Source organism: uncultured Rhodoblastus sp. (assembly GCF_903903185.1).
In the GTDB taxonomy this organism is placed as follows: domain Bacteria; phylum Pseudomonadota; class Alphaproteobacteria; order Rhizobiales; family Beijerinckiaceae; genus Rhodoblastus.
Genome location: NZ_CAIUXT010000215.1, coordinates 1 through 23,991, shown reverse-complemented (window position 1 = coordinate 23,991; position 23,991 = coordinate 1). Strand labels below are relative to the sequence as shown.

23 protein-coding genes, 1 tRNA gene and 2 pseudogenes are annotated in these 23,991 nt (G+C 63.5%); 9 read left to right on the top strand and 17 right to left on the bottom strand.

The annotated features are described in order from the left end of the window. Positions 1 to 664, top strand: a pseudogene (locus tag QZY01_RS18935) (hypothetical protein); the annotation flags it as partial. Positions 665 to 727: 63 nt separating this feature from the next. On the opposite strand, the gene QZY01_RS18930 reads toward QZY01_RS18935, so the two are convergent. Further along, positions 728 to 1,192, bottom strand: coding sequence for an Hsp20 family protein (locus QZY01_RS18930; RefSeq protein ID WP_294540297.1), 465 nt, complete (start codon positions 1,190 to 1,192; stop codon positions 728 to 730). A gap of 157 nt (positions 1,193 to 1,349) precedes the next feature. Between QZY01_RS18930 and QZY01_RS18925 the strand changes: the two genes are divergently transcribed. Next, positions 1,350 to 2,354 (top strand): alpha/beta hydrolase, encoded by a 1,005-nt coding sequence (locus tag QZY01_RS18925; protein ID WP_294540296.1) that lies wholly within the window; start codon positions 1,350 to 1,352, stop codon positions 2,352 to 2,354. 7 nt (positions 2,355 to 2,361) lie between these two features. Here QZY01_RS18925 and QZY01_RS18920 read toward each other — a convergent pair whose 3' ends face one another. The 8 genes from QZY01_RS18920 to QZY01_RS18885 all read right to left on the bottom strand — a co-directional run bounded on the left by QZY01_RS18920 (position 2,362) and on the right by QZY01_RS18885 (position 10,753). Then, positions 2,362 to 3,135: a CDP-diacylglycerol diphosphatase gene (locus QZY01_RS18920; protein WP_294540294.1), complete on the bottom strand. Its 774-nt coding sequence runs from the start codon at positions 3,133 to 3,135 to the stop codon at positions 2,362 to 2,364. Positions 3,136 to 3,326: 191 nt separating this feature from the next. Next, positions 3,327 to 4,391, bottom strand: a complete 1,065-nt coding sequence (locus QZY01_RS18915; protein ID WP_294540292.1) for an AI-2E family transporter — start codon at positions 4,389 to 4,391, stop codon at positions 3,327 to 3,329. Continuing rightward, positions 4,388 to 6,937 carry a cation-translocating P-type ATPase gene (locus QZY01_RS18910; protein WP_294540290.1) on the bottom strand — a complete coding sequence of 850 codons (2,550 nt, stop codon included), beginning with the start codon at positions 6,935 to 6,937 and terminating at the stop codon, positions 4,388 to 4,390. The genes QZY01_RS18915 and QZY01_RS18910 overlap by 4 nt, the downstream gene beginning before the upstream one ends. Positions 6,938 to 6,979: 42 nt before the next feature. Beyond that, positions 6,980 to 7,411, bottom strand: a complete 432-nt coding sequence (locus QZY01_RS18905; RefSeq protein ID WP_294540288.1) for a hypothetical protein — start codon at positions 7,409 to 7,411, stop codon at positions 6,980 to 6,982. A 176-nt stretch (positions 7,412 to 7,587) separates the two neighbouring features. Then, positions 7,588 to 8,169, bottom strand: a complete 582-nt coding sequence (locus QZY01_RS18900) for a cytochrome b/b6 domain-containing protein (protein ID WP_294540287.1) — start codon at positions 8,167 to 8,169, stop codon at positions 7,588 to 7,590. Then, a complete protein-coding gene (locus tag QZY01_RS18895) occupies positions 8,141 to 8,413 on the bottom strand; it encodes a PepSY domain-containing protein (RefSeq protein ID WP_294540286.1) in 273 nt (90 codons plus the stop codon). The genes QZY01_RS18900 and QZY01_RS18895 overlap by 29 nt, the downstream gene beginning before the upstream one ends. Positions 8,414 to 8,863: 450 nt before the next feature. Further along, complete coding sequence (locus QZY01_RS18890) at positions 8,864 to 10,531, bottom strand: radical SAM protein (protein ID WP_294540284.1); 1,668 nt, start codon at positions 10,529 to 10,531, stop codon at positions 8,864 to 8,866. Positions 10,532 to 10,534: 3 nt separating this feature from the next. Further along, entirely contained in the window at positions 10,535 to 10,753 is a 219-nt protein-coding gene (locus QZY01_RS18885) for a hypothetical protein (protein WP_294540283.1), read from the bottom strand. A gap of 479 nt (positions 10,754 to 11,232) precedes the next feature. Between QZY01_RS18885 and QZY01_RS18880 the strand changes: the two genes are divergently transcribed. Together QZY01_RS18880 and QZY01_RS18875 are read left to right on the top strand one after the other, a co-directional pair. Then, entirely contained in the window at positions 11,233 to 11,517 is a 285-nt protein-coding gene (locus QZY01_RS18880) for a type II toxin-antitoxin system RelE/ParE family toxin (protein WP_294540281.1), read from the top strand. A 14-nt stretch (positions 11,518 to 11,531) separates the two neighbouring features. Further along, on the top strand, positions 11,532 to 11,855 hold the full coding sequence (locus QZY01_RS18875) for a HigA family addiction module antitoxin (RefSeq protein ID WP_294540279.1): 324 nt from the start codon (positions 11,532 to 11,534) through the stop codon (positions 11,853 to 11,855). A 665-nt stretch (positions 11,856 to 12,520) separates the two neighbouring features. Here QZY01_RS18875 and hisN read toward each other — a convergent pair. Continuing rightward, complete coding sequence (hisN, locus tag QZY01_RS18870; RefSeq protein WP_294540277.1) at positions 12,521 to 13,342, bottom strand: histidinol-phosphatase; 822 nt, start codon at positions 13,340 to 13,342, stop codon at positions 12,521 to 12,523. A 318-nt stretch (positions 13,343 to 13,660) separates the two neighbouring features. After that, positions 13,661 to 14,575, bottom strand: coding sequence for an N-formylglutamate amidohydrolase (locus QZY01_RS18865; RefSeq protein WP_294540275.1), 915 nt, complete (start codon positions 14,573 to 14,575; stop codon positions 13,661 to 13,663). Positions 14,576 to 14,805: 230 nt separating this feature from the next. On the opposite strand from QZY01_RS18865, the gene QZY01_RS18860 reads away from it, so the two are divergent. After that, a complete protein-coding gene (locus tag QZY01_RS18860) occupies positions 14,806 to 15,186 on the top strand; it encodes a response regulator (RefSeq protein WP_294540273.1) in 381 nt (126 codons plus the stop codon). Between the two features lie 118 nt (positions 15,187 to 15,304). Beyond that, positions 15,305 to 15,379, top strand: a tRNA-Val gene (locus QZY01_RS18855). 381 nt (positions 15,380 to 15,760) lie between these two features. On the opposite strand, the gene QZY01_RS18850 is transcribed toward QZY01_RS18855, so the two are convergent. The 6 genes from QZY01_RS18850 to pstS (QZY01_RS18825) form a co-directional block, all read right to left on the bottom strand. Continuing rightward, positions 15,761 to 16,453: a hypothetical protein gene (locus tag QZY01_RS18850; protein ID WP_294540271.1), complete on the bottom strand. Its 693-nt coding sequence runs from the start codon at positions 16,451 to 16,453 to the stop codon at positions 15,761 to 15,763. 109 nt (positions 16,454 to 16,562) lie between these two features. Beyond that, the gene (gene pstS, locus QZY01_RS18845) at positions 16,563 to 17,651 is read right to left on the bottom strand and encodes a phosphate ABC transporter substrate-binding protein PstS (RefSeq protein WP_294540268.1); all 1,089 of its coding nucleotides are present in this window, start codon (positions 17,649 to 17,651) and stop codon (positions 16,563 to 16,565) included. A gap of 52 nt (positions 17,652 to 17,703) precedes the next feature. Further along, complete coding sequence (gene pstB, locus QZY01_RS18840) at positions 17,704 to 18,516, bottom strand: phosphate ABC transporter ATP-binding protein PstB (protein WP_294540266.1); 813 nt, start codon at positions 18,514 to 18,516, stop codon at positions 17,704 to 17,706. A gap of 11 nt (positions 18,517 to 18,527) precedes the next feature. Continuing rightward, complete coding sequence (gene pstA / locus QZY01_RS18835; protein ID WP_294540264.1) at positions 18,528 to 19,442, bottom strand: phosphate ABC transporter permease PstA; 915 nt, start codon at positions 19,440 to 19,442, stop codon at positions 18,528 to 18,530. Between the two features lie 5 nt (positions 19,443 to 19,447). Further along, positions 19,448 to 20,416, bottom strand: coding sequence for a phosphate ABC transporter permease subunit PstC (pstC, locus tag QZY01_RS18830; RefSeq protein ID WP_294540262.1), 969 nt, complete (start codon positions 20,414 to 20,416; stop codon positions 19,448 to 19,450). A gap of 85 nt (positions 20,417 to 20,501) precedes the next feature. After that, positions 20,502 to 21,530: a phosphate ABC transporter substrate-binding protein PstS gene (pstS, locus tag QZY01_RS18825; RefSeq protein ID WP_294540261.1), complete on the bottom strand. Its 1,029-nt coding sequence runs from the start codon at positions 21,528 to 21,530 to the stop codon at positions 20,502 to 20,504. 515 nt (positions 21,531 to 22,045) lie between these two features. On the opposite strand from pstS (QZY01_RS18825), the gene QZY01_RS18820 reads away from it, so the two are divergent. The 3 genes and pseudogenes from QZY01_RS18820 to QZY01_RS18810 all read left to right on the top strand — a co-directional run. After that, positions 22,046 to 22,486, top strand: coding sequence for a hypothetical protein (locus QZY01_RS18820; RefSeq protein ID WP_294540259.1), 441 nt, complete (start codon positions 22,046 to 22,048; stop codon positions 22,484 to 22,486). Further along, positions 22,483 to 23,052: a CorA family divalent cation transporter gene (locus QZY01_RS18815; RefSeq protein ID WP_294540257.1), complete on the top strand. Its 570-nt coding sequence runs from the start codon at positions 22,483 to 22,485 to the stop codon at positions 23,050 to 23,052. The genes QZY01_RS18820 and QZY01_RS18815 overlap by 4 nt, the downstream gene beginning before the upstream one ends. Positions 23,053 to 23,379: 327 nt before the next feature. After that, positions 23,380 to 23,991 (top strand): annotated as a pseudogene (locus tag QZY01_RS18810) (MaoC/PaaZ C-terminal domain-containing protein); the annotation flags it as partial.

Here is a 23,991-nt window from a genome sequence, read left to right as displayed (position 1 = left end):
TGTTTTCGCAATGTTTTTGCGAAAAACCGGCATCCACTTTTTCGCGCATTGCTCCAGGGGCCTGCGGACAGGACTGGCGCTCGGCCTCGGGTTGCTGTCGCTGGGCGCGGCGGCGCCTGTTGGCGCCGAACCGTTCCGCTTCCCCTGGGACCCGCCCGCGCGCCCGCCGACGCGCGCGCCGCTCGCGGAGCCGAGGCTGACCCAGCCGCAGGTTCGCTCCGTTCTGGAGCGCGAGGGCGCGCGGTTGGTCGGAGCGCCGCAGCGTCGCGGCGGCCAGACCATCGCCGTGGGGCGCGACAGCGACGGCGGCCGCCGGAAATTCACCCTCGACGCCGATGGCCGGGTCATCGACGTGGAAATTTTGACCGCGCGGGCGCCCGCGCCGGCCCGGGAGCCGCGCCGCCCAGCGGAAAGACGGCCCGAATTTTACGACGATCTGCGGGCGCTGGACCGGCCGCTGCCGGGGCCGCGCCATTCGCTCGACGCCCCCGACGATCTCGCCGAACCCGCTCCGGTCGAGCCGGCGGCGACTTCGGGGAGACCCGGAAGTGCCTCTCCTGTCGCCGCGCCGCAGAAACAGCCGGATTCCGCCGATGCTTCGCTCAGCCCGATCAAGCCGCTGCGCATCCCCGGCGCGCCGCGCATCGAGCCTTTGCCGCAATAAAGAAACGGGCGCCGGATAGCGCCCGTTTCCCTGCGTTGTTGCAATAACCGGACTCCGCGCCGATCAGGCGGCTTTCGGCGCCTCCACCGGTCGCGGTCCGGCCGCGCCGATCGGAATCTGGCGCGGACGCTGCGCTTCGGGAATTTCGCGCACCAGATCGACGTGCAGCAGGCCGTTCTCCAGCCGCGCGCCCGTCACCAGCACATGGTCGGCGAGCTGGAACCGGCGCTCGAAAGCGCGCGCGGCAATGCCCTGATAGAGCACTTCCGTCGCCTCGGCCTGCGGCCGGTTGTCCTTCGCGCCCTTGATGGTCAGGGCGTTTTCGCGCGATTCGATCGACAGATCGCTTTCGCCGAACCCGGCTACCGCGAGGGTCAGCCGATAGGCGTTCTCGCCGGTCCGCTCGATATTATAGGGCGGATAGGCGGTGGCGGCGGCCTCCTGGCCGCCGGCCTGGTCGAGCAGCGAAAACAGCCGGTCGAAACCGATGGTGGAACGATAAAGCGGAGACAGATCATATTGACGCATGGCATATCCTCCATTTGAAGCGACATGCGGCGGGCCCGCCAAATCCGGGCCGCGCCGTCAGCGCGTCCGACAATCGGCCCGCGCTGGAAACGAGATAGGCGCCGGCCAAAACTTTTCAAGAGTTTTGCGCGCGAGGTTTTTTGTGCGAGTTTTGGCGATGGATGAACCGAAAGCCTCCGCCGGAGCGCCGGGCATGGAACTGATCGACCAGCCCACAAATCCCTGTCCGCCCGGCGCCCGGCTCATGGCGTTGCGCACGAGCGATGGCGTGGAATTGCGCGCCGCGCTCTGGCGCCCGCAAGGTTTTGCGCGCGGCACGGTGGCGCTCGTCCAGGGCCGCGCCGAATTCATCGAGAAATATTACGAGGTGATCGCCGAGCTGCTTTCGCGCGGCTTCGCCGTGGCGGCTTTCGACTGGCGCGGGCAGGGGCTTTCGCAGCGCCTGTTGCGCAACAAGGTCAAGGGCCATCTGCGGCGCTCGACCGATTATTGCCTCGATCTCGATGCGCTGATCGCCCAGGCGCTCGCGCCCGAATGTCCGAAACCCTGGTATGCCCTGGCCCATTCGATGGGCGCCGCCGCGATTCTCGATTACGCGGGCGCGGGCGGCGACGCCTTTTCGCGCCTCGTCGGCGTCGCGCCGATGCTGGCCCTGAGCGGCATGGCCGGCTCCACGCTGGCGCGAGGGACCGCTTCCACCTTGAACGCGCTCGGGCTCGGGCGGCTCTACGTGCCGGGCGGCGGCCCCATCACCCTGGCCCAACGGCCTTACGCCGGCAACATCCTGACCGCCGACCCGCGCCGCTACGCCCGTGCTGCGCAAATCCTCGACTTCGCTCCGGCGCTGGCCCTCGGCGACCCGACCATCGGCTGGATTCGCCAATCCTACGTATTGATGGAACGGCTCAATTCCGACGATTTCGCCCGGAAAATCAAGATTCCGGCGCTGTTCGTCGCCGCTGGCGACGACCGCCTCGTCTCCACCGGCGCCATCGAGCGTTATGCGCGCAAACTCAAGGTCGCCGACTGTCTGGTGCTGCCCGGCGCCCGCCATGAAATCCTGATGGAGCGCGACGAAATCCGCGCCAGATTCTGGGCCGCTTTCGACGGCTTCCTGCCCGGCGAGCCGTTTTTGCAGCAGGCGGCGACGACGGCGGGGTGAAGACCGGTCAGGGCGGACAGCGCGCGTCGATCAGCTCCTGGTTGCCGATCGGCCACCACGAATGGGGGGCGCCGGCATAGGACGCGACAATCAGGAACTGCTCGGCGCCCGCGACCCGGACGCCCGCGACCATCAGCGTCAGCTTGCCGCGTTCGCGGACCCGGTCGGCCAGCGCTTCGGCGGCGAGCCGGAAGGGCGCGACGCCCGAAAGGCTGGAAGTTCCGACGCGCGTCCCCCAAAAAGCAATATGCGGGACAATTTCGGGCAGCCTGACCCAGGCCCCGACCGGAACCTGCGGCGCCGCGGCGGCGAGCGCGATTCGTGCGCGCGGAAACAGGCATCCCACATGAATGTGCAGCTGATCCTGGGTGCGAACCATCGCCGGATTGACGACGAGCGCGACTTCGTCCCATTCGGGCCGGCGTCCGCTCGGGCTGACCAGCAGCGACCGCGCCCTCCAGGCGGCGGCGAAATAATTCGGGGCCTCCGGCGTCTGGAGAAAGGCGTCCTCGACGCCAACCAGCGGCCGGGTCGGGACGACGATCATGTCGTTGAGCAGCGGCGGCTGGACCACGACGCTGCCCTGCTCCTTGCCGCCGGCAAGGTCCGCCTGCCGACACGGGAAGGGGACGCCCAACAGTCCGGCGTCGGCGACGCAGACCCGCACCACATGCCAAAGCGCCAATCTGGGCAACCTCGTCGCCAGAGCCGCCAACGCCAGCAGGCCGGTCAGCATCGCGAGAAGGATCAAAGCCGGCCACCGGCTTTTGCTGCGCGTCACGTCCTGTTCCACCGTCAAATCGTCCGCCGGCGTCGCCGGTGTGACGCAAGCGCCGACTGAAATTTTTTGGCGCCAGCGCGGAAGAAATCGCGCACTTGACCGCAGCCGTTTCCGGTCGAAGGGTTAGAGTCGCAATCGGGCCCCGTCAAGGGTCGAGGGCGCGGCGCGCCGATTTGTCGCGCGCGGGGCGGTCAAATGATTTCCATTGACGTTTCGGCGGGCGCTTGCCCCAACGTTTCCTCGACATAAAGCAGCTCGACCGCGACCATCAGGAAGAGGGTCAACGGCGCGGCGATCAGCACCGAAACCGGACCGATCAGAACGCCAAAGGCGACGATGGACAACAGGGATAGAACCGGCGGCAGCGACGTCGCCTCGGCCTGGACAAAGGGCGTGATGAAATTGCCCTCGACAAAATGTACGGCCGCATACATGGCGAGGACCCAGAGCGCGTAGGTCGGCCCCTGGGTCAGGGCCACCAGCGTCGCCGGCACGGCCGCGATGACGGCCCCGACATAGGGAATGAAGCAGAGAAAGCCGCCGACAAGCCCCAGGGCGATGGCGGATTCGATCCCGAGCAGCCAGAGCCCGAAACCGGACAACACGCCGATAATCGCCATGACCACGATCTGTCCGATGAGCCATCGCCGCAAAATTTCGCCTGTCGCGTCGAACACGCCCGAAAGCGCCGACTGCCGTCTCGGCGGCAACAGCCGCAGGCACATCCGCCGGTAGCGATCCGGTTGGGCGGCAAGATAGATGGCGAGGAAGAACACCAGAAAGGCATAGGCCGCCGTTTCGAGGGTCGAGCGGGCGATCAGCGCCAGGGTCGAGGCGATCCAGCCCGTCGAGCCCGCCATGTCGAAGCTTCTGGCCTGTTCGAGCGCATAGCGCCCGAATGTATTGGCCTCGATGCGGTCGACGGCGATGCGAAAGCCTTGCGGGACCTGCTCGATCAGATTGTCGATCTGGCCTGCGATCATGGATCCGAAAAACATCGTCGCCAGGCCAACCGCCGCCAGTCCGATCAGCACGACGATGGTCAGGGCAAGCGCGTGGGAGGCGCCGGTCCGGCGCGCGATGGCCGCCGCCCCCGCATTGAGGCCGATGGAAAACAGCACCGCGCCGAAGGTCAGAACGGCGAGATCGGCGAGGCGCCAGCAAACATAGGCGAGCGTCGCCATCAAGAAGACGATGAAGGCGCGCCTGACGAAGGAGTCGTTTGCGGAACCGGTGGGCGCCTTAACGGACATCATGGCGACGCCCGCTTCGTTTGGAAAATTCGCCACAGCGCCTTGAGCAGTTCCAGCGTGAAGAGGACGACGAGGCCGACGCCGAGCGTGAGCCAGATATCGTTGGAATGCAGCGGACCGAAGCGAAACAGTTCGCGCGCGGTCGGCCAGAGCAGCGTGGCGGCGAGCATGGCCGCCACCGCCGGGAGCGTGACCGCCAGCGCCGGATTGGGCCGCAGAATCGCCCTGAGCGGCGAAGCGCTCATCGACCGGTTGACGAAGATCAGCGCGACAAACGAAATCACCAGCGCGAAGAAAGCCAGCGCCCTCACCTCGTCCTCCGGCATGGCGTCGCGCAGCGCCGCGACATAGATCGCGGCGACCAGCCCAAACACCAGCGTCCCCTGGAAAACGCCCCACAGGATCATGGCGCCCGAAAACAGCGGCTCGGCGGGATCGCGCGGCTTGCGGCGCATCAGGTCGTCCTCTTCGACTTCGGCCTCGAAGACGAGCGAACAGACCGGATCGATGATCATTTCGAGAAAGGCGATATGCATCGGCCCGAACAGCAGCGGCATGCCAAAGGCCAGCGGCAGCAGGGCCAGCCCGGCGATGGGAACATGCACCGCGAAAATGAAGCTCATCGCCTTGCGCAGATTGTCATAGATGCGCCGGCCGAGACGAATCGTCGCGACGATCGAGCCGAAATCGTCGTCGAGCAGCACGATCGACGAAGCCTCGCGCGCCACATCGGTGCCGCGCCCGCCCATGGCGACGCCGATATCGGCGGCCTTGAGCGAGGGCGCGTCGTTGACGCCGTCGCCGGTCATCGCCACCACCTCGTCATTGGCCTTCAGGGCCTGGACGATGCGCAGCTTCTGGTCGGGCATGATGCGGGCGAAGACCGACGTTTTTTCAACGCTGGCCTTGAGCGCCGCGCCGTCGAGTTTTTCCAGTTCCTCGCCTGCGAGGACGACATCGGCGTCGATGCCCGCCTGCCGCGCTATGGCGCGGGCGGTGGCCGGGTAATCGCCGGTGATCATGACGACGCGAATGCCGGCCGTGCGGCAGAGCGCGACGGCGGAGGGAACGCTCTTGCGCAAGGGATCGGCGAGGCCGACGAGACCGAGCAGCGCGAAGGCAAAATCCTGCTGCGACTCCGGCAGGTCCGGGCCCGAAAATTCCGCGCGCGCCACCGCGAGGATGCGCAGGCCCGCCGCCGCCATTTCGTTCACCGCCGCCGCCAGCGCCGCGCGATCCGCCTCGGAGAGGCGGCACAATTCGGCGATGGCCTCCGGGGCGCCCTTGGCGGCGACGCGCGTGGCGTCTCCCGCGCGCCAGACCTGCGTCATGGCGAGCAGATCCGCTCGCAACGGATAGGTTTTGACCGGCGCGCCGTTCGATTGCGCGAGGTTGGCCTGCCGCGCCAGCGTATGAAACGCCTTTTCCATCGGATCGAAAGGATTTGGGGCGCTGGCCAGCACGCCGCAGGCGACGAGTTCGTCAAAGCCGGGGGGCAGAGCTTCCGGATCGTCAGCCAAAATCTGCTTTTCGCCCGTCGCCAGCCGCAATTGAGAGATCGTCATGCGATTTTGCGTCAGCGTTCCGGTCTTGTCGGTGCACAGCACCGTGGCCGAGCCGAGCGCCTCGATGGCCGTGGCGCGCCGCGTCAGCACCCGCGCCTGCGAAATGCGCCAGGCGCCCATCGCCATGAACACGGTCAGCACGACCGGAAATTCCTCCGGCAGCATCGACATGCCGACCGCAATGCCCGCCAGCAGGGCGTCGAGCCAATTGCCGCGCAGCACGCCATAAAGCGTGACGACGAGAACGCTGACGAGGCCGCCGAAAATGGCGAAAATGCCGACCAGCCTGCGCGTCTGGGTTTGCAGATGCGGCGCGGCGGTTTCCAGCTCGCCGAGCGACTTGCCGATCTTGCCGATTTCGCTGCGGGCGCCGGTGGCGACGACTTCGCCCACCCCCGAGCCCCGGACGATCAGACTGCCGGAATAGACAACGGGCAGATCGTCGCCGCCGGGGCGCGGCGCCGCCCCCGATCCTTTCGCCTGCGCGATCTTGCGCACCGGCGCGGATTCGCCGGTCAGCAGCGATTCGTCGGCCTGAAGGTCATGGGCTTCGACCAGCCAGGAGTCGGCGGGCACCCGGTCGCCCTCGGCGAGAACGATGAGGTCGCCGCGCACCACCTCGCGCCCGGCGATGCGCAACCGCTCGCCGTCGCGGATCACCAAGGCGCGCGGAGAGGTCAGATCGCGCAGGGCCTCCAGCACCTTTTCGGTGCGCGTTTCCTGAACCACGGTGATCGTCACCGACAGGCAGGCGAAGGCCAGCAGGACAAGGGCCTCCTTCACGTCGCCGAGCGCGAGATAGATGACGCCGCCGCCGATCAGCAGGGCGAGCATGGGCTCGCGCAGAACCTCCAGAATAATGCGGAACGGCGTGCGTCTTTCGGCTTGCGGAAGTTCGTTGAAACCTTCTTCCTCAAGGCGCGCGGCGGCTTCGGACTGGCTGAGGCCGCCCGGCGCCGATGGCGAAACAGGCATGATCGACATATCGCCCTCGTCTTTTTCGGTTGCGGGGGTCGCCGGCGAAACTCAGGTCAGATGAACTTCGAATTCACCCTTGGCGTTCTTGCGAAAATCCATGGAGTCGATTTCCTTTTCGCCGCCGCCGGCGGCCGCGCGGTCTATATATTCGACCCGGATGACATTGATCGCCGAATATTCACCGTCATTGGCGATCGACTTCGCGGCGATGGCCGCAATCGCCGCGGCTTCATTGTTCCGGCCGATATGGTTGGAGGCGTTCTGGTTGCTGTTGACGCGCGATACGACGAGCACCGAACCGTCGATCCTGACCTCAACCGACTTGTCCTGCGCCGCAATCGATTCGATGACGGCAGTCTGAATGGCGCCGAGCATGACCCCGCGCGGCCGCGGATTGACCTGCGCGCCCGCGCCAAAAGTCTGGGCGCCAAGCAGGCACACCAGGGCAAACCAGCGCAGGGTTTTCGGGGATCTGTCCATGTTTCACCTTTTGTCGGTCCACGGCCCGATCAGGGCTCTGCCGTCGCCCGGCGGGTCCCGGGAGACATGCGGCCAGACCAAAGCGCTGGCGCGACCGATTGAACAGCATCGGAATGTACCCAGACGATCCGGTCACCCGCTCGCGCAGGCTTTGACCCGTTCGACCGGCGCCAGCCTCAGGCCCGTTTTCGCCCCGTGATCATCGACCGGACCAGATTTTCGCCATGGCGCCAGCTTTCGATCAGGACCGCCGCCACATGCAGGCCGATCATCGCCAGCAAGCCATTGGCCAGAGCTTCGTGCCAGAACTCCAGCGTTTCGCTGCCAAAGTACCTGTCGAGGGTCAAAAGCCAGCCGGTCAGGGAAACGCCGACGAGCATCGCCATCAAACCCAGCATCATGGCCGCGCCGGCCGGATTATGACCGATGAAGCGCGGCTCGCGCCCCTGCGCCAGCGCCCGCAGATAGGCGGCGAGGGCGGCGGGACGCGGGGCGAACTGCGCAAATCGCGCATAGGGCGAGCCGACAAAGCCCCACACCAGCCGGATCGCCAGCGCCAGGGCGACGCCATAGCCGATCCAGCGATGGGCGGCCTTGCCGTCCGTGAAGACGGCAAAGTTGAGCGCGCAGCCGACGACCACGCTCCAGTGGAACAGCCGCACCACCGCGTCCCAGACTTGAATTTCCAGGCGCGGGGCCTGCGCGGTCTCGACGTGCGCGGACGTGGCCTCAGCCCCCGATCGAGGATTTGACCACATCGCCGGTGACCGGGTTGAAATAGACCTCGGCCTTCTGGCCATCCTTGGTGTAGCCGTAGATCTCATAGCAATTGCCGGAGGTCTTGAAGGTCTTGATGCGCTCATAGCCCAGCGTGGCGACCTTGGCCTTCATCGCCTCTTCGGTCAGCCATTTGTCCTTGGGCTCGGCGGTGCAATTGGGCGCCGCCTGGGCGGCGACGGGAAGGAACAGGCCGGCGAGCAGCAACAATGGGATTTTCTTCATGGGGTTTCTCCTGAACGCGGCGCCGGGACGGCGTCGTTGGGTTGCACCATGCGCCGGCCCAGCTGACGAAAACCTGACGGATTTTTGGAACGGCGCCCGCGTCGTTTTTTCGCGGGCTTCGACAGATGTTTGACCAGCCGTGCGTTCAAGGCGAGCCGGGCGCGTTTCTCAACACCATGAAAACCCTAGGCCTTCAGGCGTCCGATCGAACAGGACCGGGAAATACCCATAGGACGGCGCAAATCGCGCCGAAGCGGCGGACGAAGGCGCGAGCGACAGGAATTCGGCGACTGGATTCGAATGGCGCGACGGCGCCGTTACCGGAAGGGCAGGGGCGAAGGGGGCGAGATTCGTTCCCGCCCCCGAATTAGCCGAGTCTCACGGAAGGGGTGCGGTCCATTCTTGGGGTCCACTCCAATCCAGAGATGACATCGCCACCTGGAACATTCTTCAGTGCGCCTGCGGCATCATCACCGGATGGGCGACGGGCGCGCCTGTGATGCTTGAGATCAAAGTGTCCATGTTGCGCGTCAGAAATTCGCGGCGAAGCCCGTCGAGTTTTGCCAAATTCGCCTTGCAATAGTCCGCGATCGGTTGTGGTTCGAGCGGAGCGAGGTCGCCCCGCTCGAAGGCAAGGGAGGAACTCTCCACGAGATGGAGCAGACGCTCGTTGCATTCCGCGGCCAGCAGCCTCAGCGCCGACCGATACCCGTCGCAACCAGACGCCGCCGGCGCCAGCCGCGCGATGGTCTCCAGTTCGTCAACGGAATTGGCAAGCGAATAGGACAGGCCCCGATTATGAATCCATGGCCGTACGGCGATCGTCAGCAGGCGGTGATAGTCGTTGATGCGCGGATCGAGGAAATCATAATCGGGATGCGTGAGGTCTCCCCGCAGACGCCCTTCTCGCGCGAGCGTGTCCCGGATCGGCGTTCCGCCATAAGGCAGCATGCGCGAGAAGACGGCGGCTGTGCTGCCGTCGCCGACGATCTCGCGCAGAAAGGCGGCATTCCCGCGGATCGACTCGAAAGTGCTCGACGGGTCAAACAGCATGAAGCCGTAATTCCACGCGATCCCCAGCCGCTTGAGGGTAGCGACCGCGCGGATGTTCTGCTCGACCGAAGTTTGCTTGAAAAGGACGTCAAGCCCGCCTTCGACGCCCGATTCCAGTCCCATGTAAACGAGGAAGAGACCGGCCTCGCTGAGGGCGCCGAAAAGGTCATCCTCCACGTATTCGGCGCGGCAGGAAATCTTGAAGATCGTGTCGCGGGCGAGGCCCGTTGAATGCAGCCGCGCCATGAGATCGTCCGCCCAGCGCCGGCCCTTCTTGCCCCAAAGCGGAAAGTCGTCGTCTTGAAACAGGAAGACGCGGACGTCGTGCGTCTCGCGAAGTTCGAGCATTTCCTCGACCACCTTCTCCGGCTTGCGCACGCGCACGACCTTGCCCGGCGCCGTGCGATAGAAGGTGTGGATCGAGCAGAAGGAACAGCGGCGGACGCAGCCTCGGCTCGCGAGAACAGGGAGCGTGGGATAGCCCACAATCCTCTCTACCTCATCGGGGCGCTTCGGGAAGGGCAGATCGTCGAGATCCGGGACGAGCGCGCGCGCATCCGTCGCAACGGCGTCGCCGTCGGCGGCTGTGTAGGCGAGACCCGCCACATCGCGCCAGTCGCGCCCGTCGCGAAGGCGCTCGGCAAGTTCAATCAGCGTCTCCTCGCCCTCATAGCGCACAACGCTGTCGATTTCGGGAAAGTTTGCGAGCAATTCCTCGTGGCAAAGACTTGGATAATGGCCGCCGATCGTGAAATGCGCCTTGATTCCGGCGGCGCGAAGCTCTCGCGCCACCTCGCGGTATTGCGGCAGGAAGAACTGGAAGATCAGCGAGAAGCCGACGATCAGCGGTTTGCGCGACTTTAACCGACGCGCCAGCGCGTCGCCGCCATCGCGAATGTCATAAAGCGTGGCGTTCCAGCCACGGCGCTCGACGACGGCAGCGAGATATCCGAGCCCCAGATTGCCCTGGTCCTGATAGCCGACGAGAGCGATCTCTACCTTTTCAGCCGACGGCTTGACGCGCAAGTCGCGGACGGCGGACCGATTCGCTCCGGCCCTGTCCATGGCTTACCGCAGCAGCTTGGCGGTCTTTGCCGAGCTCTCGGAGATCGCGCGCGTAATGGCCGAATGCGCGTCGAGCCGCTGGGCGAGCACTTCCTTGGCGAGACCTTTGTCGATCTGCAGGATGTGGTCGAGGTCGACCGGATCGAATATCCAGCGGATGCGGTCGAGGATCGATTCTCTGAGCGCCGCTTCGCTGATCTGAAGTTTCGGTGGGGTTGCCATAAATGCGCCCTCTTCTTAAATTGAAGACCATGAGAACCGCGAATACTCCGCCTCCAGTAAATGTGACTGGAGTAGGCGGAAGTTCAACGGGATCGTCCCACGAAAACAATTGCCTGTCAAGCCGCCGCCGGCCAGGAACAGCGCGAATTCAGGTTGACGCGACTTGAGACCCTCGCAGCCATGACGGGCCGCCCATCCTTTGCCCGAGGTCTTGTTTCCTGTTGCTTGCGGCGCGACGGCCGATGGCGACGACTTCGGGTTCCGGGGGCCCGGCGACAGTAAAGGCGCAACGCGAGGAATTCGTTTCCTGTCCCCGAACTCGGGGTTCGTTAGCGGCAATCTTGCAATTTGGGGATTTGGTAAGGCGCCGCCGGAATCCAAATCCAAGGTGTCACCGGAATCCCGGAATCCGTAACTGAACTGCTGGGATTAAATTTGGACGCTTGACGTAAATCATCCAAAACCCGTATGCTGACAACATGATTCTGAGCTACCGCGACAAACGAACCGAAGCTTTCTCGCGCGGCGAATTTGTCCGGGAGTTTCAGGGTTTCGACCGACAGGCTTACAAGCGTCTTGAAATTCTGGACGCCGCGACGGGCGTTGAGGACTTGCGGGGCTTGCCCGGCAACCGCCTCGAAGGGCTGAAGGGCGACAGGGCAGGGCAATACAGCATCCGCGTCAACATGAAGTGGCGGATTTGCTTCGAGTGGCCCCAGGACGCAACCGGCCCGTCGAACGTCGAAATCGTGGACTACCATTGAAAGGAGTTGCAGCCATGCCGCGCCCCGCCATCCATCCCGGCGAAATCCTCGTTGACGAGTTGACCGAGCTTGGCGTCACCCCGACCGAGCTTTCGCGGCAGATCAACGTCCCTCCCAATCGCGTGACGCAGATCATCCATGGACGCCGTGGCGTCACCGGCGACACCGCACTTCGTTTCGGGCATTGGTTCGGCACGAGCGCGCAGTTCTGGCTTAACCTGCAAGGGGCCTATGACATTCGCATCGCCGAGGAAAAGGCAGGGCGGGAAATCGCGCAGCTTCCGACCCGGCCGGCTGGTCCCGTTGTGGACAAGCCGAGGCAGCAGACGCGGCTATAAAATGAGACGGACTCGCAACTCTGAACGTTCTGGGGTTACGGTGACAGGGGTTACGCAGGGGTTACGGGGTTACGGTGACAGCTTACCAAATCCCCAAACTGCAACATTGCCGCTGACGAACCCGGAGTTCGGGGACAGGAAACGAATGGCGCCCCATCGCGCGCGCCTTGCCGTCGCCCGCCATGCTTGCGCCATTCGAATCCAGTCCCCGAATCCTCGCGCCGCGCATTTGCGGTTCCTTTGGCGCCAAAGCGCTTCACCTCGGACGGCCCTTGTCCGGCGAGCCGCGAGCGGGCGCCCAGGGCGCGGCGCGGACGAGTCGCGCTCAGGTTGCAATAAACGACCGACGCTTCGGGGGGGGGTGAAAAAGGTGAAAAAACCCGCAAAATCATGGTTAATTTGCGCAAAATCGTGTTTTTTCCGCGCGTTTTCGTTCAATTCCGGCTCCTTTTCGATGCCGCAACCGTCAGGTTGCAGGCCGAGGCCGGGCCGCGCGAAGCCTTTTTCGCTCGCGCGCCAACCACCGGCGCGCGCCCGAAAATCATTTCATTTCAACGAAAAAGCCGAAAAAGCGCCCCGCGTGGCCCGGAGATCGTTTCACGTGAAACAAAACAAGAACACTTTTCCGTCCGAAAAACCGTTTTCACTTTACGATTTTCACTTTTTCAAATGCTGGAATCCGGCCCCACAACTTCCCGCAATACCTCCAGCGCCTGTTCGTGCAAGCGCTTGTCGCCCGCCGCCACGACCGCGCCGCCCTTTGACGGGTCGCCGCCGTTCCAGCTGGTGATAACGCCGCCCGCGCCCTCGACGATCGGGATCAGAGCGACGATGTCATAGGCGTTGAGCCCCGCCTCGACCACCAGATCGATATGGCCGGCGGCCAGCATGCAATAGGCGTAGCAATCGCCGCCATAGCGCACCAGCCGGGTTTTCGCCTCCAGAGCGTCGTAGCGCGGGCGAAAAGGTTGCGGGATCAGGTGGGGCGACGTGGTCATCAAGGTGGCGCGGTCGAGACTGGCGCAGGGCCGCACGCGCAGCCGCCGCTTCACCGGGGCGCCGTCGGGCCGAAAGCCCTCCCAATGCGCCGCGCGCCCGTCGCCAAAAAACTTTTCCCGCGTAAACGGCTGGTTCATCAGGCCATAGCAGGGAGTTCCCTCATGCAGCAGGCCGATCAGCGTGCCCCAAAGCGGCAGGCCGGAAATAAAACTCTTGGTGCCGTCGATCGGGTCGAGCACCCAGACATATTCGGCATCCTCGGCGGTCGCGCCGAATTCCTCGCCGATCACGCCATGATCCGGGAAAACCTTGCCGATCAGCTGGCGAATCGCCAGTTCGGCGGCGCGGTCGGCCTCGGTCACCGGATCGAACACGCCGCCGCCGGACTTGTCCTCCATCGCGCAAGTCGCGCGGAAGAACGGCATGATCGTCTCGCCCGATATTTTGGCCAGACGCTCCACGAAGGGCAAGAAATCCACCGCTGTCATCGTCGCCGCTCCCGCCTTTGCACTCAAGCCCGAGCCGCCATCGCGCCCGCCGTGCGACCAAAGCATGTTGCAATAGCGCAACGCAATTGCAGAATGAGCGGCAAAGAGCGGACCGGGCGCCTGGCGATTCCGTTAATCGTCTGAATTTCATGAACTTTTGTTCAATAAAAGGGGATTTCGAAGGCCTTGCGTTTTGTGCGATGCGGCGCCATATTATTGTGGTGCGGCATTGTTTTGCCGTGCATGCCCTCCTTGGGCGTTTCCTCCCTAGACTTGGACCGCTGACTTTTGTCGGCGGTCTTTTTTTCGGCCTGCCTGCTATTCCGCCGCCTGGCGGCAATGGACTCCCGGCGCTTCGCGCCCCGGCGCGATTTCGGCGATGAGATGGCCGATGTCGGCCTTGACCCGCGCATAATCGGGGCCGGGCTCAAGGGTTTTCTCGTCGAGATAGAGCGCGCGGTTGATTTCGATCTGCACTGCGTGGCGGTTGCGCGAGCGAATGGCGTAGGTTTCCGTGATATAGCCGCCGGCGTAGGGCTTGTTGCGGGCGACGCGATAGCCGAAACCGGACAGAATGGCGTGAATGCGGTGCGACAGCGCCGGATCGCAACTGGCGCCATGGCGGTCGCCGATGACGATGTCGGCGGCGATGGGCTCATAGGGGCGCCGCGAATCGCCGGTCGGCATGCGCGAGGGCATGGAATGGCAATCCACCAGCACGGCGCCGCCGAACTTTTGCGCCGCCCGGTTCATCAAGGCCTCCAGCGCGGCATGATAGGGCTTGTAGAGCCGCTCGATCCGCTCCAGACCCTCGGCCAGCGGAATGCGGTCGTGATAAATGGCCTGGCCCTCCGCGACCACGCGGGGGATGGCGCCGAGGCCGCTGGCGACGCGCAGCGAGCGCGTGTTGGCATAGGCGGGCAAAGGCTGGTCGAACAGCCGCGCGTCGAGTTCGTTCGGGTCGCGGTTGACGTCGAGAAAGGCGCGCGGGTAGTTCGCCCGCAGCAGCGGCGCCCCATATTGCGGGGCGGCGGCAAACAGATCGTCCACCGCGACGTCTTCCGAGCTGCGCAAGACGCGCAGATCCAGCCGCGAGGCGGCGAGAAATTCCGGCGGATAGAATTTTCCGGAATGCGGCGAGGAGAAAACCACCGGCGAATCGAGGCGAACCGGTTCGAGGGTTTCGCAGGCCGGCGGCGGCTGGTGATTCACGCTCGCGTCATGACACTGCATGCTTTTTCCGGTTCCGCTTCGAATCCCGGCGCGAAAAAGTCGGATTTTTCGCGTCTCGTGCGAGCCAAGAAGCAAGAATGACGCCGCGCCGGCGATTTGTCCACAGGCGAGCTTGCCCTCCTGCCGCAAGGGGTTTGGGCGGCGAATGAACTTCTTTCGGGGTTTTAACGAATTTTCACCTGTTTTTTACCATGAGGGGGCTTTATCGATGGAGCAAGAACGAGGGCGCCATGAACGACCAATTCGAACAATCGGTAAAAATCCTGCTGGCGGAAGACGACAACGACATGCGTCGCTTTCTGGTCAAGGCGTTGCAGAACGCCGGCTATACCGTCATTTCCTTCGACAATGGTCTCGCGGCCTATAACCGGCTGCGCGAAGAACCGTTCGAACTGCTGCTGACCGACATCGTCATGCCGGAAATGGACGGAATCGAACTGGCGCGCCGCGCCACCGAACTCGACCCGGACATCAAGGTAATGTTCATCACCGGATTCGCTGCGGTGGCGCTGAACCCCGACAACCAGGCCCCGCGTCAGGCGAAAATCCTGTCAAAACCCTTCCATCTGAAGGATCTGGTCAATGAGGTGACCCGCCTGCTGGCCGCGTGAACGCAGCCTTTGTCGGTCAAGCCGAATTTCCTTCGGCCAATGGGTTGCGCCCCAGGTTGCGAATAGATATACAGCCTCCACCCTTGACGGGCCGTCAGGAAGTTTTCCGACCGGTTTCGGGCGCGTAGCTCAGCGGGAGAGCACTACGTTGACATCGTAGGGGTCACAGGTTCGATCCCTGTCGCGCCCACCATTCCAAAAGCCCTGAGATTGCTGGAAAAAACAGCGATCGGGGCTTTTGCTTTTCTGGGGTCCGCGTTCTCCGGGGAAGCATGGGGGAAGCAGTCGGCAGGAAATCGGGGAAGCGTCGGGTAAACCTTGCGGTCGTTGTCCAGCGTGTCTTTTTCTTCGATCAGGACGTCGCGCCCATGCCAATGAAGCCGTCCCTTTCAAGAGCGGCTATGTTTCGATCCACGCCCCCGCATGGGGGGCTTGCCAAAAAACCGCCGATCCATGGCGCAAAAGGGCGAAAAACGCCCGTTGGAAAGTCGCGCAGGCGCGGCGGTTTATGGCCTACTGTGGCTGAAACGAGACAGATTTGCGGCCGCGCCCGACGGTCGGTTCGATCCGGCGGTCAATGCGCCGGAACGGCGGCGGCATCGGCGGATTTGCCGGGCGCTTCGGCCTTCGCCAAAAAGGCCCCATTCGCCTGTCCTTCGAGGAACCCGGCGAAGGCGCGCGTCAGGCCCGGCATTTTCACCCGCATCACGAAATTGCGCTTGCTGGATTTCTTGAACACCGAAGCGGGATTGAAAAAGGCGCGGGCGTTGTTCTCGGTCAGCACGAAGGGCGGGCGGCCCTCGCGCGCCAGAATATAGGACATGATCAGCGCGCCGGTGCGGTGGTTGCCCTCGATGAACAATTGCGGCTCGCTGAGAATGCGGATGAACACGCCGGCGCAGCGGCGCCAGACGTCCTTGCCTTCCGCGCGGCCGTGCCAGCCGACGATTTCGCTTATCCCGCCGTCCGGCTGTTCGTAAAAACGCTGCTCGGTGGCTTCGAGCAATCGGCGATGGAGCGCATCTTCCGCGCCCTGGAGGCCGCAGAGCACGGTGGCGTTCAAATCCAGCCAGTAATGAAGATTGCCCATGGCGAACAGGTCCACGCCCTGTTCGATCCAGCGATCGACCAAGGCGTAGCCTTCGAGCAGGTTGACGACGACTTCGTCGTCGAGGGTGTCGCGCCGTTCGGACAGGTCGCGGTTGATCTCCGGGAAATGGAGCTGGAGCGTTCGAAAAGCCCCTTCGATCGCTTGAAGATCGATCACGCCCACATCGCGCTCCAGACCGTTAGGCAAGACTTCATGCCGATTGCGAAGCCGTTCGAATCATGTGTTCCCAGGTCGAAGCCGCCGCGCGGGCGGAAACCGCTCATGTTCAATTTCGGGTCGTCGGCGTCGGCGCGGCGGGTTCGGCGTCGATTTCGACAACGGCCGCCTTGGCGAGTTCGGTCACGGCGGGAGGCAGAGCGATATAGCCGAGATTCAGCGCCTGTTTCTGGCCGTCGCCGAGCGCGAAAAGGACGAAGGATTTCAGCACGCGCGCCTGTTCCGGCGGATAATGGCGGTGCAGCAGCAGCCAACTGTAGGTGACGATCGGATAGGCCTCGGGGCCATGCGGATTGACGATCGACGCGCCCAGCCCATCGAGGCTGCCGGTCGCCGAGCTGACCATGGCGGCCTCGCCCGCTTCGGGCGAAGGCAGGACGAAGCGGCCCTCGCTGTTTTGCAGGGCGGCGACTTTCAGCCCGAGGCGGCGCGCAAAGCCATATTCGACATAGCCGATCGAATTATCGGCGATCTTGATGCGCGACGCCACGCCTTCGTTGCCGCGCGCGTTCATCGCCTCGTGGGGCCAGGCCACGACGGTTCCAGCCCCTCGACCCTCGACGCCCCAGTTTTTGCTGACCGCCGCCAGATGGCTGGTGAAAGCGTAGGTCGTGCCGCTCGAATCCTGGCGGACGACCACGGCGATGGTGCGCGCCGGCAGTTTGAGCCCCGGATTGGCGCCGGCGATTCGCGGATCGTCCCAACTGTGGATGCGGCCGAGGAAAATGTCGGAATAGACATCCTGCGGCAATTTCAATTCGCCTTTGAAGCCGGGGAGATTATAGGCGAGGACCACCATGCCGGCGGTCGAGGGAACCTGAACCACGCCCCCGGCGATTTTTGCGGCCTTTTCCGAGGCCAGCGCGACGTCGCTGGCGCCGAAATCCACGGCGCCCGAGGCGAAACGCGCGACGCCCTCGCCCGAACCGACGGCGGCGTAATGCAGGATCACGGAATTATGCGTGCGCTGGTATTCGCCGATCCATTTTTCGTAGAGCGGCGCCGCCAGCGTCGAGCCGGCGCCGTGCAGTTCGATTCCGTCGGCCAGCGCCGGCGCCGAAACCGCCGCCGTAGCCAGCCAGAATGCGCCCGCAAGCGTCGCCGCCCATGGGCCCGTCAGCTTTCCCGGCAGAAGCATGTTGCGATCCTCTATATGCAGATTGCGCGTTTGCGGACGGCCTTCCGCCGGATCAGCTGAATTCGCCGCCGATATATTGCTTGGTCAGCTTTTCCTGCGGCGCATCGAAGATTTGATCGGTAGGACCGACCTCCACCAGATGGCCGGTGCGGCCGCCCTGCGAGATGTCGACCGAGAAAAACGCGGTGATGTCGGCGACGCGCCGCGCCTGCTGCATGTTATGGGTGACCAGCGCGATGGTGTAATCATTCTTGAGTTCGAGCATCAGTTCCTCGACGCGCCGGGTGGCGATCGGATCGAGCGCCGAGCAAGGTTCGTCCATCAATAGGACGCTCGGCTGGGTGGCGACGGCGCGCGCGATGCACAGGCGCTGCTGCTGGCCTCCGGACAGCGACAGGCCGCTCGCCTTGAGCTTGTCCTTCACTTCGTCCCACAGCGCCGCGCGGGTCAGCGCATGCTGCACCCTCTCCTCGACGTCGCCCTTGAACCGGTTGAGCTTCAGGCCGAATGCGACATTGTCGAAAATGCTCATCGAGAAAGGGTTGGGCTGCTGGAACACCATGCCGATATGGCGGCGCACGACGACCGGATCGACGCCCTTGTCGTAAATTTCCTGGCCGTGGAAGTGAACATTGCCTTCGAGTTTGAAGCCCTTGATGAGGTCGTTCATGCGGTTGAGGCTGCGCAGCACCGTGCTCTTGCCGCAGCCCGAAGGCCCGATGAAGCCGGTGATCTTGCCCTTCTCGATGGCGATATTGCTGTCCCGGACGGCGAGGAACTTGCCATAGTAGATCTTGTCGATGTTGCAATCGATGGCGGCTCCGGCGGTCGCGGTCGGCTTTTCGAGTACGCTTGCGTTCGTCATGGGATTTCTCCTCAAACCTGCGGACGGCCGATGAATCGGCTGAGAATGTTGAAGCCGAGGACAATCATCACCAGCACGAGCGACGCCGCCCAGGCGAGTTCGATCTGGTTGTCGAACGGCATGCTCGAAAAATTATAGATCAGGATCGACAGCGAGGCCGTCGGCTCGGTGATGTTGCGCAGCCAGTAATTGCTGAAAAGGGCGGTGAACAGCAGCGGCGCGGATTCGCCGGCGACGCGCGCCACGGCGAGGATGATGCCGGTCACGATGCTCGGCAGCGCGGTCGGCAGCGTCACGCTCCACACCACCTGCGTATTGGTGCAGCCCATGCCGATGGCGGCGTCCTTCATGCGCTGCGGCACCATGTGCATCGCGCCTTCGGCGGTCAGGGTGATGGTCGGCAGCATCAACACCGCCAGCGCCACGCCGCCGGCCAGAGCCGAATAGCTGCCCATCAGCAGAACCACCGCAGCATAGACGAACACGCCGGCGAGGATCGAAGGAAAGCCCGTCAGTACTTTCGCCAAAAAGCGGGCGACCGACGAGATCCGGCTCAGCGGACGCAACTCCGCCAGATAGATCGCAGCGAAAAGGGCGATCGGAATGCTGATGAGCGAGGCGATGGCGACGGTGACGAGCGTGCCCTGGATGGCGTTGCCGATGCCGCCGCCCATTTCGAAGCCGGCCGGCGGAAGTTCGGTGAACAATTCGCCGTTGAGCCGCGCGCCGCCCTTGACAATCAGCATGTAAAGAACCGAAAGCAGCGGCGTCGCGCCCAAAGCCGCCACCGCCCAGAGGCCGAGGGTCAGAATCAGGTTCCACAGAGCGCGCGGCTCGAACGAATTATAGCCGAGGCTCGGCGGCTTGCCGTCCGAACCCGAAGGGATCGCCATCGCCGGGGTCGCCGGGGAGGCTTCAAAAGCCATTGCAGTCATGCCTTCGCCATCTTTCTCGAGGTCCACAGCAGGATCAGCGTGCCGGCCACGTTCACCACCAGCGTGATCGCCAGCAGCACCAGCGCCGCGTACATCAGCGCCTGGCGCTCGATCGCGCCGGCTTCCGGGAAGTTCGAGGCCAGCAAGGCCGCAAGCGTCGTGGCGGGCGAGAACAGCGACAGCGAAATCTGGTTGGCGTTGCCGATCAGCATGGCCAGAGCCATGGTTTCGCCGAGCGCGCGCCCGAAGCCGAGCACCAGCGCCGAGGAAATGCCGCCCGAAGCCGTCGGCAGGATGACTTTCAGGATGGCTTCCCAGCGCGTCGCGCCCAGTCCGTAAGCCGCTTCCTTGATCTTGTAGGGGACGAGGCCGATCGCGTCCTGCGAGATCGCGGCGACCGTCGGCAAGATCATGATCGACAGCACGATGACGGCGGGCAACATGCCCGGACCGCTCAGCGAGGTGCTGAAGAAAGGAATGAACCCGGCGGCGTCATGAAGCCAGTCGGCGGCGGGGCGGACGAAGGGGATGACGACGAAAATGCCCCAGAGGCCGAACACCACGCTGGGGATCGCCGCCAGCATTTCGATCAGGGTGCGGAACACGGTGGCCAGCGAATGCGGCAGAAAATCCTGGGTCAGGAAGATCGCGATGGAGACCCCGATGAAGCCGCCAATCAGCAAGGCCATCAGCGAACTGTAAAGGGTGCCCCAGATCTGCGGCAGAATGCCGAAAGAACTGTTCTGCACGTCCCATTGGGTATTGACGAGGACGGAGGCGCCGCTGCGCCCGATCGCCGGCAGCGCCTGCCCGCCGATTTCCCACAGGATGTAAATGACGAGCAGGATGATCGCCAGGGCCCCGGCGGCTGCGGCATAAAAGAACGTGCGGTCCACGGCATAGGCCAGGGGCGAGGGCGCCTGCGATACCGACTTGCTGTCGGGCAAAACCAACTGGAACGCCACGGGCGACCTCTCCTGAAAATAGCGACCTATCCGCCAAATGCGCGCGGCGCCCCGGTTCCGGAGCGCCGCGCGATAGCGGGCGAACTTACTGAATTTTCGCCGAGGCGGTGAGCACCTTTTCCGCGACGCTGGCGGGCAGCGGAATATAGCCCATGCTGTCGGCGATCTTCTGGCCGTCGGTCAGGCCGTAGGCGACCAGTTTGCGCAGGATTTCAGCCTTGGCCGGATCCTGCTTGAGGTAGGCCAGCAGCCAGGTGAAGGAGACGATCGGATAGGCCCCTTCGGCTTCCGGATCCTCGACCCAGGCGATCAGGTTGTCGGGAAGCCTGGCGCTCGCCAGCGCGATGGCGCCGCCTTCCGCGCCGGCCTCGACATATTTGCCCGCCTTGTTCTGAAGCAGCGCGGTGTCGGCCTTGGTCAGCTTGGCGTAGCCATATTCGATATAGCCGATGGCGCCGGGGGTCTGCTTGATGGTGGCGGTGACGCCGTCGTTCTTCGGCGCGGCGACGATCTTGTCGCTCTGCGGCCATTGGACGTTGGTGCCGACGCCGACCTGCTCCTTGAACGCAGGGCTGATCGCGCTCAGGTGCTTGGTGAAGACATAGGTCGTACCGCTCGAATCCGACCGGCGGACCACCGTGATCGGCAAGTCGGGCAACTTGAGGTCGGGGTTGGCGGCGACGAGGCGCGGGTCGTTCCAGCGGGTGATCTTGCCGAGGAAAATGTCGGGATAGACGTCGCGCGGCAGCTTGAGATTTTGGGGCTTGCCGGGAAGGTTGTAGGCGAGGACGATTTCGCCGGCGGTCATCGGCAGCAGCACGACGCCGTCCTGGACCTTGGCGATTTCTTCGGGGGACATGGCGGCGTCGCTCGCGGCGAAGTCGACCGTCTTGTTGATCAGATCCTGAATGCCGGCGCCGCTGCCCTTGGCCTGGTAATCGACCGTGGCGCCGGCGGTCTTCTTGCTGAAGTCCTTGAACCAGGCCGCATAAAGCGGGAAAGGGAAGCTCGCGCCCGAGCCGATCAGGCGCAGGTCGGCTGCGGGCGCCGGCGCAATCTGACTGGCCAGGGCAAACAGGGCGGCGACAAGCATAGTGAATTTGCGCTTCATCATTTTCGCTTCCAGGCCTTGGAGTTGCAGGGAAGTAGTCAATCTGCCCTTCAGTCTTCGGGCGGATAAGACCACGCGTTTTATTCCAGTGGATTCAGGAACTTCAGTCGAAAGCCGCTGAACCGGCGACCGCACCCGATTGCGCGTAAAACCGTCCTCGCTTTCGCTCGCCGCCGCCAATCCCTGGCGTCATGAACGACGGGTTGCCGAGTTTGCCGCTTCAATCCGCAATTAGATTAAAAACTCGGCATGACGTTTCCATGACAAGCAGGGTCATGTTTGCCGCGCCGCACAATGGATCCGGCCGAAATTGGAGTGGAGCCAGACACCTAAAGCGATTCAAAAAAATTCCCGTGCGACCGACGGGACTCCTTCTGGTCGAACCGCTTCCCGACGCCAGCCACGCCGCCGTCCCGGCGGCTGGTTACGACACATTTGCGTTAACGCGTCCAAATATCCAGGGACGGTTCCGGCCGGGGCATGCGCCCGCGGATGCCCGCGTTTTTTTGGGAGGCTCCATGATCAAAGTCCATCTTCGCAAGGGCGCGGAATCGCCCGGCGCATCCGACGCGCCAGTCTCCTGCGTCCAGGGCCTTGTATTGGACTCTTCGAGCGAAATTCCCGCCGGCGCCATTTGGATCGATCTGTTCAAGCCGACTTCCGCCGAAGAACGCCAGACCGCAGCCTACCTCGAAATCGACATTCCGACGTCTTCCGACATCGATTATGTCGAACCGCCGGAATCGCTCTATGCGGATCGCGGCGCGCGCTATCTGGGCGCGCAGATGCTCTGCGGCATCGGCGACGCCGCGCAGATGGCGCGTGTCACGTTCATCCTGACCGACCGCTGCATCGTCACCCTGCGCAACGAAGATAGCGACGCTTTCAGCCTGTTTTCGCGTCGTCTCTCCTCCTCGGACGCGCCAGGCATTCGGCCGGAAACATTCTCGCGGGCTTGATCAACACCGTGGTCAACCGTATGGCCCAGGAAATCGAAAACACCGACAAAGGGCTGGAAAAGATCGGGAACTCGATTTTCAATATTTTCGATCCGACCAAAAATCACGATGCCGTCTTCAAGGCCGTATTCTTCGAACTGGGCGCGCAGGCCAAAGGCGTCTCGAACGTCCGTGAAAGCCTGGTTGCGCTGGAGCGCATCCTTCTCTTTATTTTGCCCGATTTCGAAACCGAGGGCGCGCCGACCCAACTTCGCGACGACGTGCGCGCTACCCTGCGCGACTTGCAGTCGCTGGAGGAACACGCCACTTTCCAGACCCAAAAAGTGCAGTTTCTGCTCGACACCACGCTCGGCCTGATCAATCTCGAACAAAGTCATATCATCAAATTATTCTCGGTTCTGGCCGTCATTTTCATGCCGCCGACGCTTTTTGCTTCGATTTATGGGATGAACTTCAAGTTCATGCCGGAACTGGAATGGGCTTACGGCTATCCAATGGCGCTGGTGTTGATGGTAATCTGCTCTGGCTCGCTCTATGCCTATTTCCGCTGGAAGCGCTGGTTGTAACGCCAACGGCCTCTCGGGCTGTCTCGAAGGAATTACCCAAGGAAGGTAAGGGGCAATTCTTCACGGATTTCAAAATAACCCGCCGAAGCGCGTCACTACGTCGCACCCGTGCGTCTATTTTTGCCGCAGCGCACAACGAATTCATGGCCCTGTCATCATTTCGGGATTAACTGTGTCCGATAAACGGTCGCCAAGTTTCGACGCCGGAAGCCGGGATGACGATTTGGCCGAGCCAATGTCGCCACAGCTATCTTCGATGTGACCCCTGCTTCGAGCAGGGTACGAGGCCGCTGTGCGACAAAAATGGCGTCACGCGAGAGGTGAACCATGAGCGCGACAAAGACGAGTTCCCATCGAACCATTTCGAACACGACCTGGTCCCAATTGCAGGTCGGCGACACGGCTTTCCTGGAGCGCGTCTGTTCGGATCGCGACCTGTTCCTGTTCGCCCATGTCTCCGGCAACACCAATCCGCTGATGCTGCCGGCCGAGGAGGGCGCGCCCGCCTCCGACAAACCGGCGCCGCCGCCAGTGGCCCCTTCGATGTGGATCGGGTCGCTGATTTCCGCCGTGCTCGGCAATGTCCTGCCCGGACCCGGCACGCTCTATCGCTCCCAGACCTTCGAATTCGCCCGCCGCGTGCATATCGGCGACCGCCTGCGCATTGCCGTCACCTGCCGGGAGAAGCGCGAGGCGCCCACCGTCGTTTTCGACACCGTCGTTACCGACGCCCAAGGAGCGCTGGTCTGCAAGGGCGTCGCCGTGGTCGATGCGCCGAGCGTAAATGTCGAGACTCCGGCGCGCGAATTGCCGGCGCTGATCCTCGACGAGAAAGACCATTTCGCCCATCTGATCGCGCTGGCGGCGCAATTGCCGCGTCTCAAAGTCGTCGTGGTCTGCCCGGAGGACCATAATTCGCTCGGCGGCGCGCTGCTTTCG

Excerpts from the sequence above, each read along its gene's own strand:
- QZY01_RS18895 (WP_294540286.1), bottom strand. The coding sequence starts at position 8,413 with ATGAAGAAAATCCCATTGTTGCTGCTCGCCGGCCTGTTCCTTCCCGTC.
- pstS (WP_294540261.1), bottom strand. The coding sequence starts at position 21,530 with ATGATGAAGCGCAAATTCACTATGCTTGTCGCCGCCCTGTTTGCCCTG.
- QZY01_RS18880 (WP_294540281.1), top strand. The coding sequence starts at position 11,233 with ATGATTCTGAGCTACCGCGACAAACGAACCGAAGCTTTCTCGCGCGGC.
- pstA (WP_294540264.1), bottom strand. The coding sequence starts at position 19,442 with ATGGCTTTTGAAGCCTCCCCGGCGACCCCGGCGATGGCGATCCCTTCG.
- QZY01_RS18910 (WP_294540290.1), bottom strand. The coding sequence starts at position 6,937 with ATGTCGATCATGCCTGTTTCGCCATCGGCGCCGGGCGGCCTCAGCCAG.
- QZY01_RS18915 (WP_294540292.1), bottom strand. The coding sequence starts at position 4,391 with ATGATGTCCGTTAAGGCGCCCACCGGTTCCGCAAACGACTCCTTCGTC.
- QZY01_RS18865 (WP_294540275.1), bottom strand. The coding sequence starts at position 14,575 with ATGCAGTGTCATGACGCGAGCGTGAATCACCAGCCGCCGCCGGCCTGC.
- QZY01_RS18905 (WP_294540288.1), bottom strand. The coding sequence starts at position 7,411 with ATGGACAGATCCCCGAAAACCCTGCGCTGGTTTGCCCTGGTGTGCCTG.
- QZY01_RS18930 (WP_294540297.1), bottom strand. The coding sequence starts at position 1,192 with ATGCGTCAATATGATCTGTCTCCGCTTTATCGTTCCACCATCGGTTTC.
- hisN (WP_294540277.1), bottom strand. The coding sequence starts at position 13,342 with ATGACAGCGGTGGATTTCTTGCCCTTCGTGGAGCGTCTGGCCAAAATA.
- QZY01_RS18875 (WP_294540279.1), top strand. The coding sequence starts at position 11,532 with ATGCCGCGCCCCGCCATCCATCCCGGCGAAATCCTCGTTGACGAGTTG.
- QZY01_RS18860 (WP_294540273.1), top strand. The coding sequence starts at position 14,806 with ATGAACGACCAATTCGAACAATCGGTAAAAATCCTGCTGGCGGAAGAC.
- QZY01_RS18820 (WP_294540259.1), top strand. The coding sequence starts at position 22,046 with ATGATCAAAGTCCATCTTCGCAAGGGCGCGGAATCGCCCGGCGCATCC.
- pstS (WP_294540268.1), bottom strand. The coding sequence starts at position 17,651 with ATGCTTCTGCCGGGAAAGCTGACGGGCCCATGGGCGGCGACGCTTGCG.
- QZY01_RS18925 (WP_294540296.1), top strand. The coding sequence starts at position 1,350 with ATGGATGAACCGAAAGCCTCCGCCGGAGCGCCGGGCATGGAACTGATC.
- QZY01_RS18890 (WP_294540284.1), bottom strand. The coding sequence starts at position 10,531 with ATGGACAGGGCCGGAGCGAATCGGTCCGCCGTCCGCGACTTGCGCGTC.
- pstB (WP_294540266.1), bottom strand. The coding sequence starts at position 18,516 with ATGACGAACGCAAGCGTACTCGAAAAGCCGACCGCGACCGCCGGAGCC.
- QZY01_RS18900 (WP_294540287.1), bottom strand. The coding sequence starts at position 8,169 with ATGTGGTCAAATCCTCGATCGGGGGCTGAGGCCACGTCCGCGCACGTC.
- QZY01_RS18885 (WP_294540283.1), bottom strand. The coding sequence starts at position 10,753 with ATGGCAACCCCACCGAAACTTCAGATCAGCGAAGCGGCGCTCAGAGAA.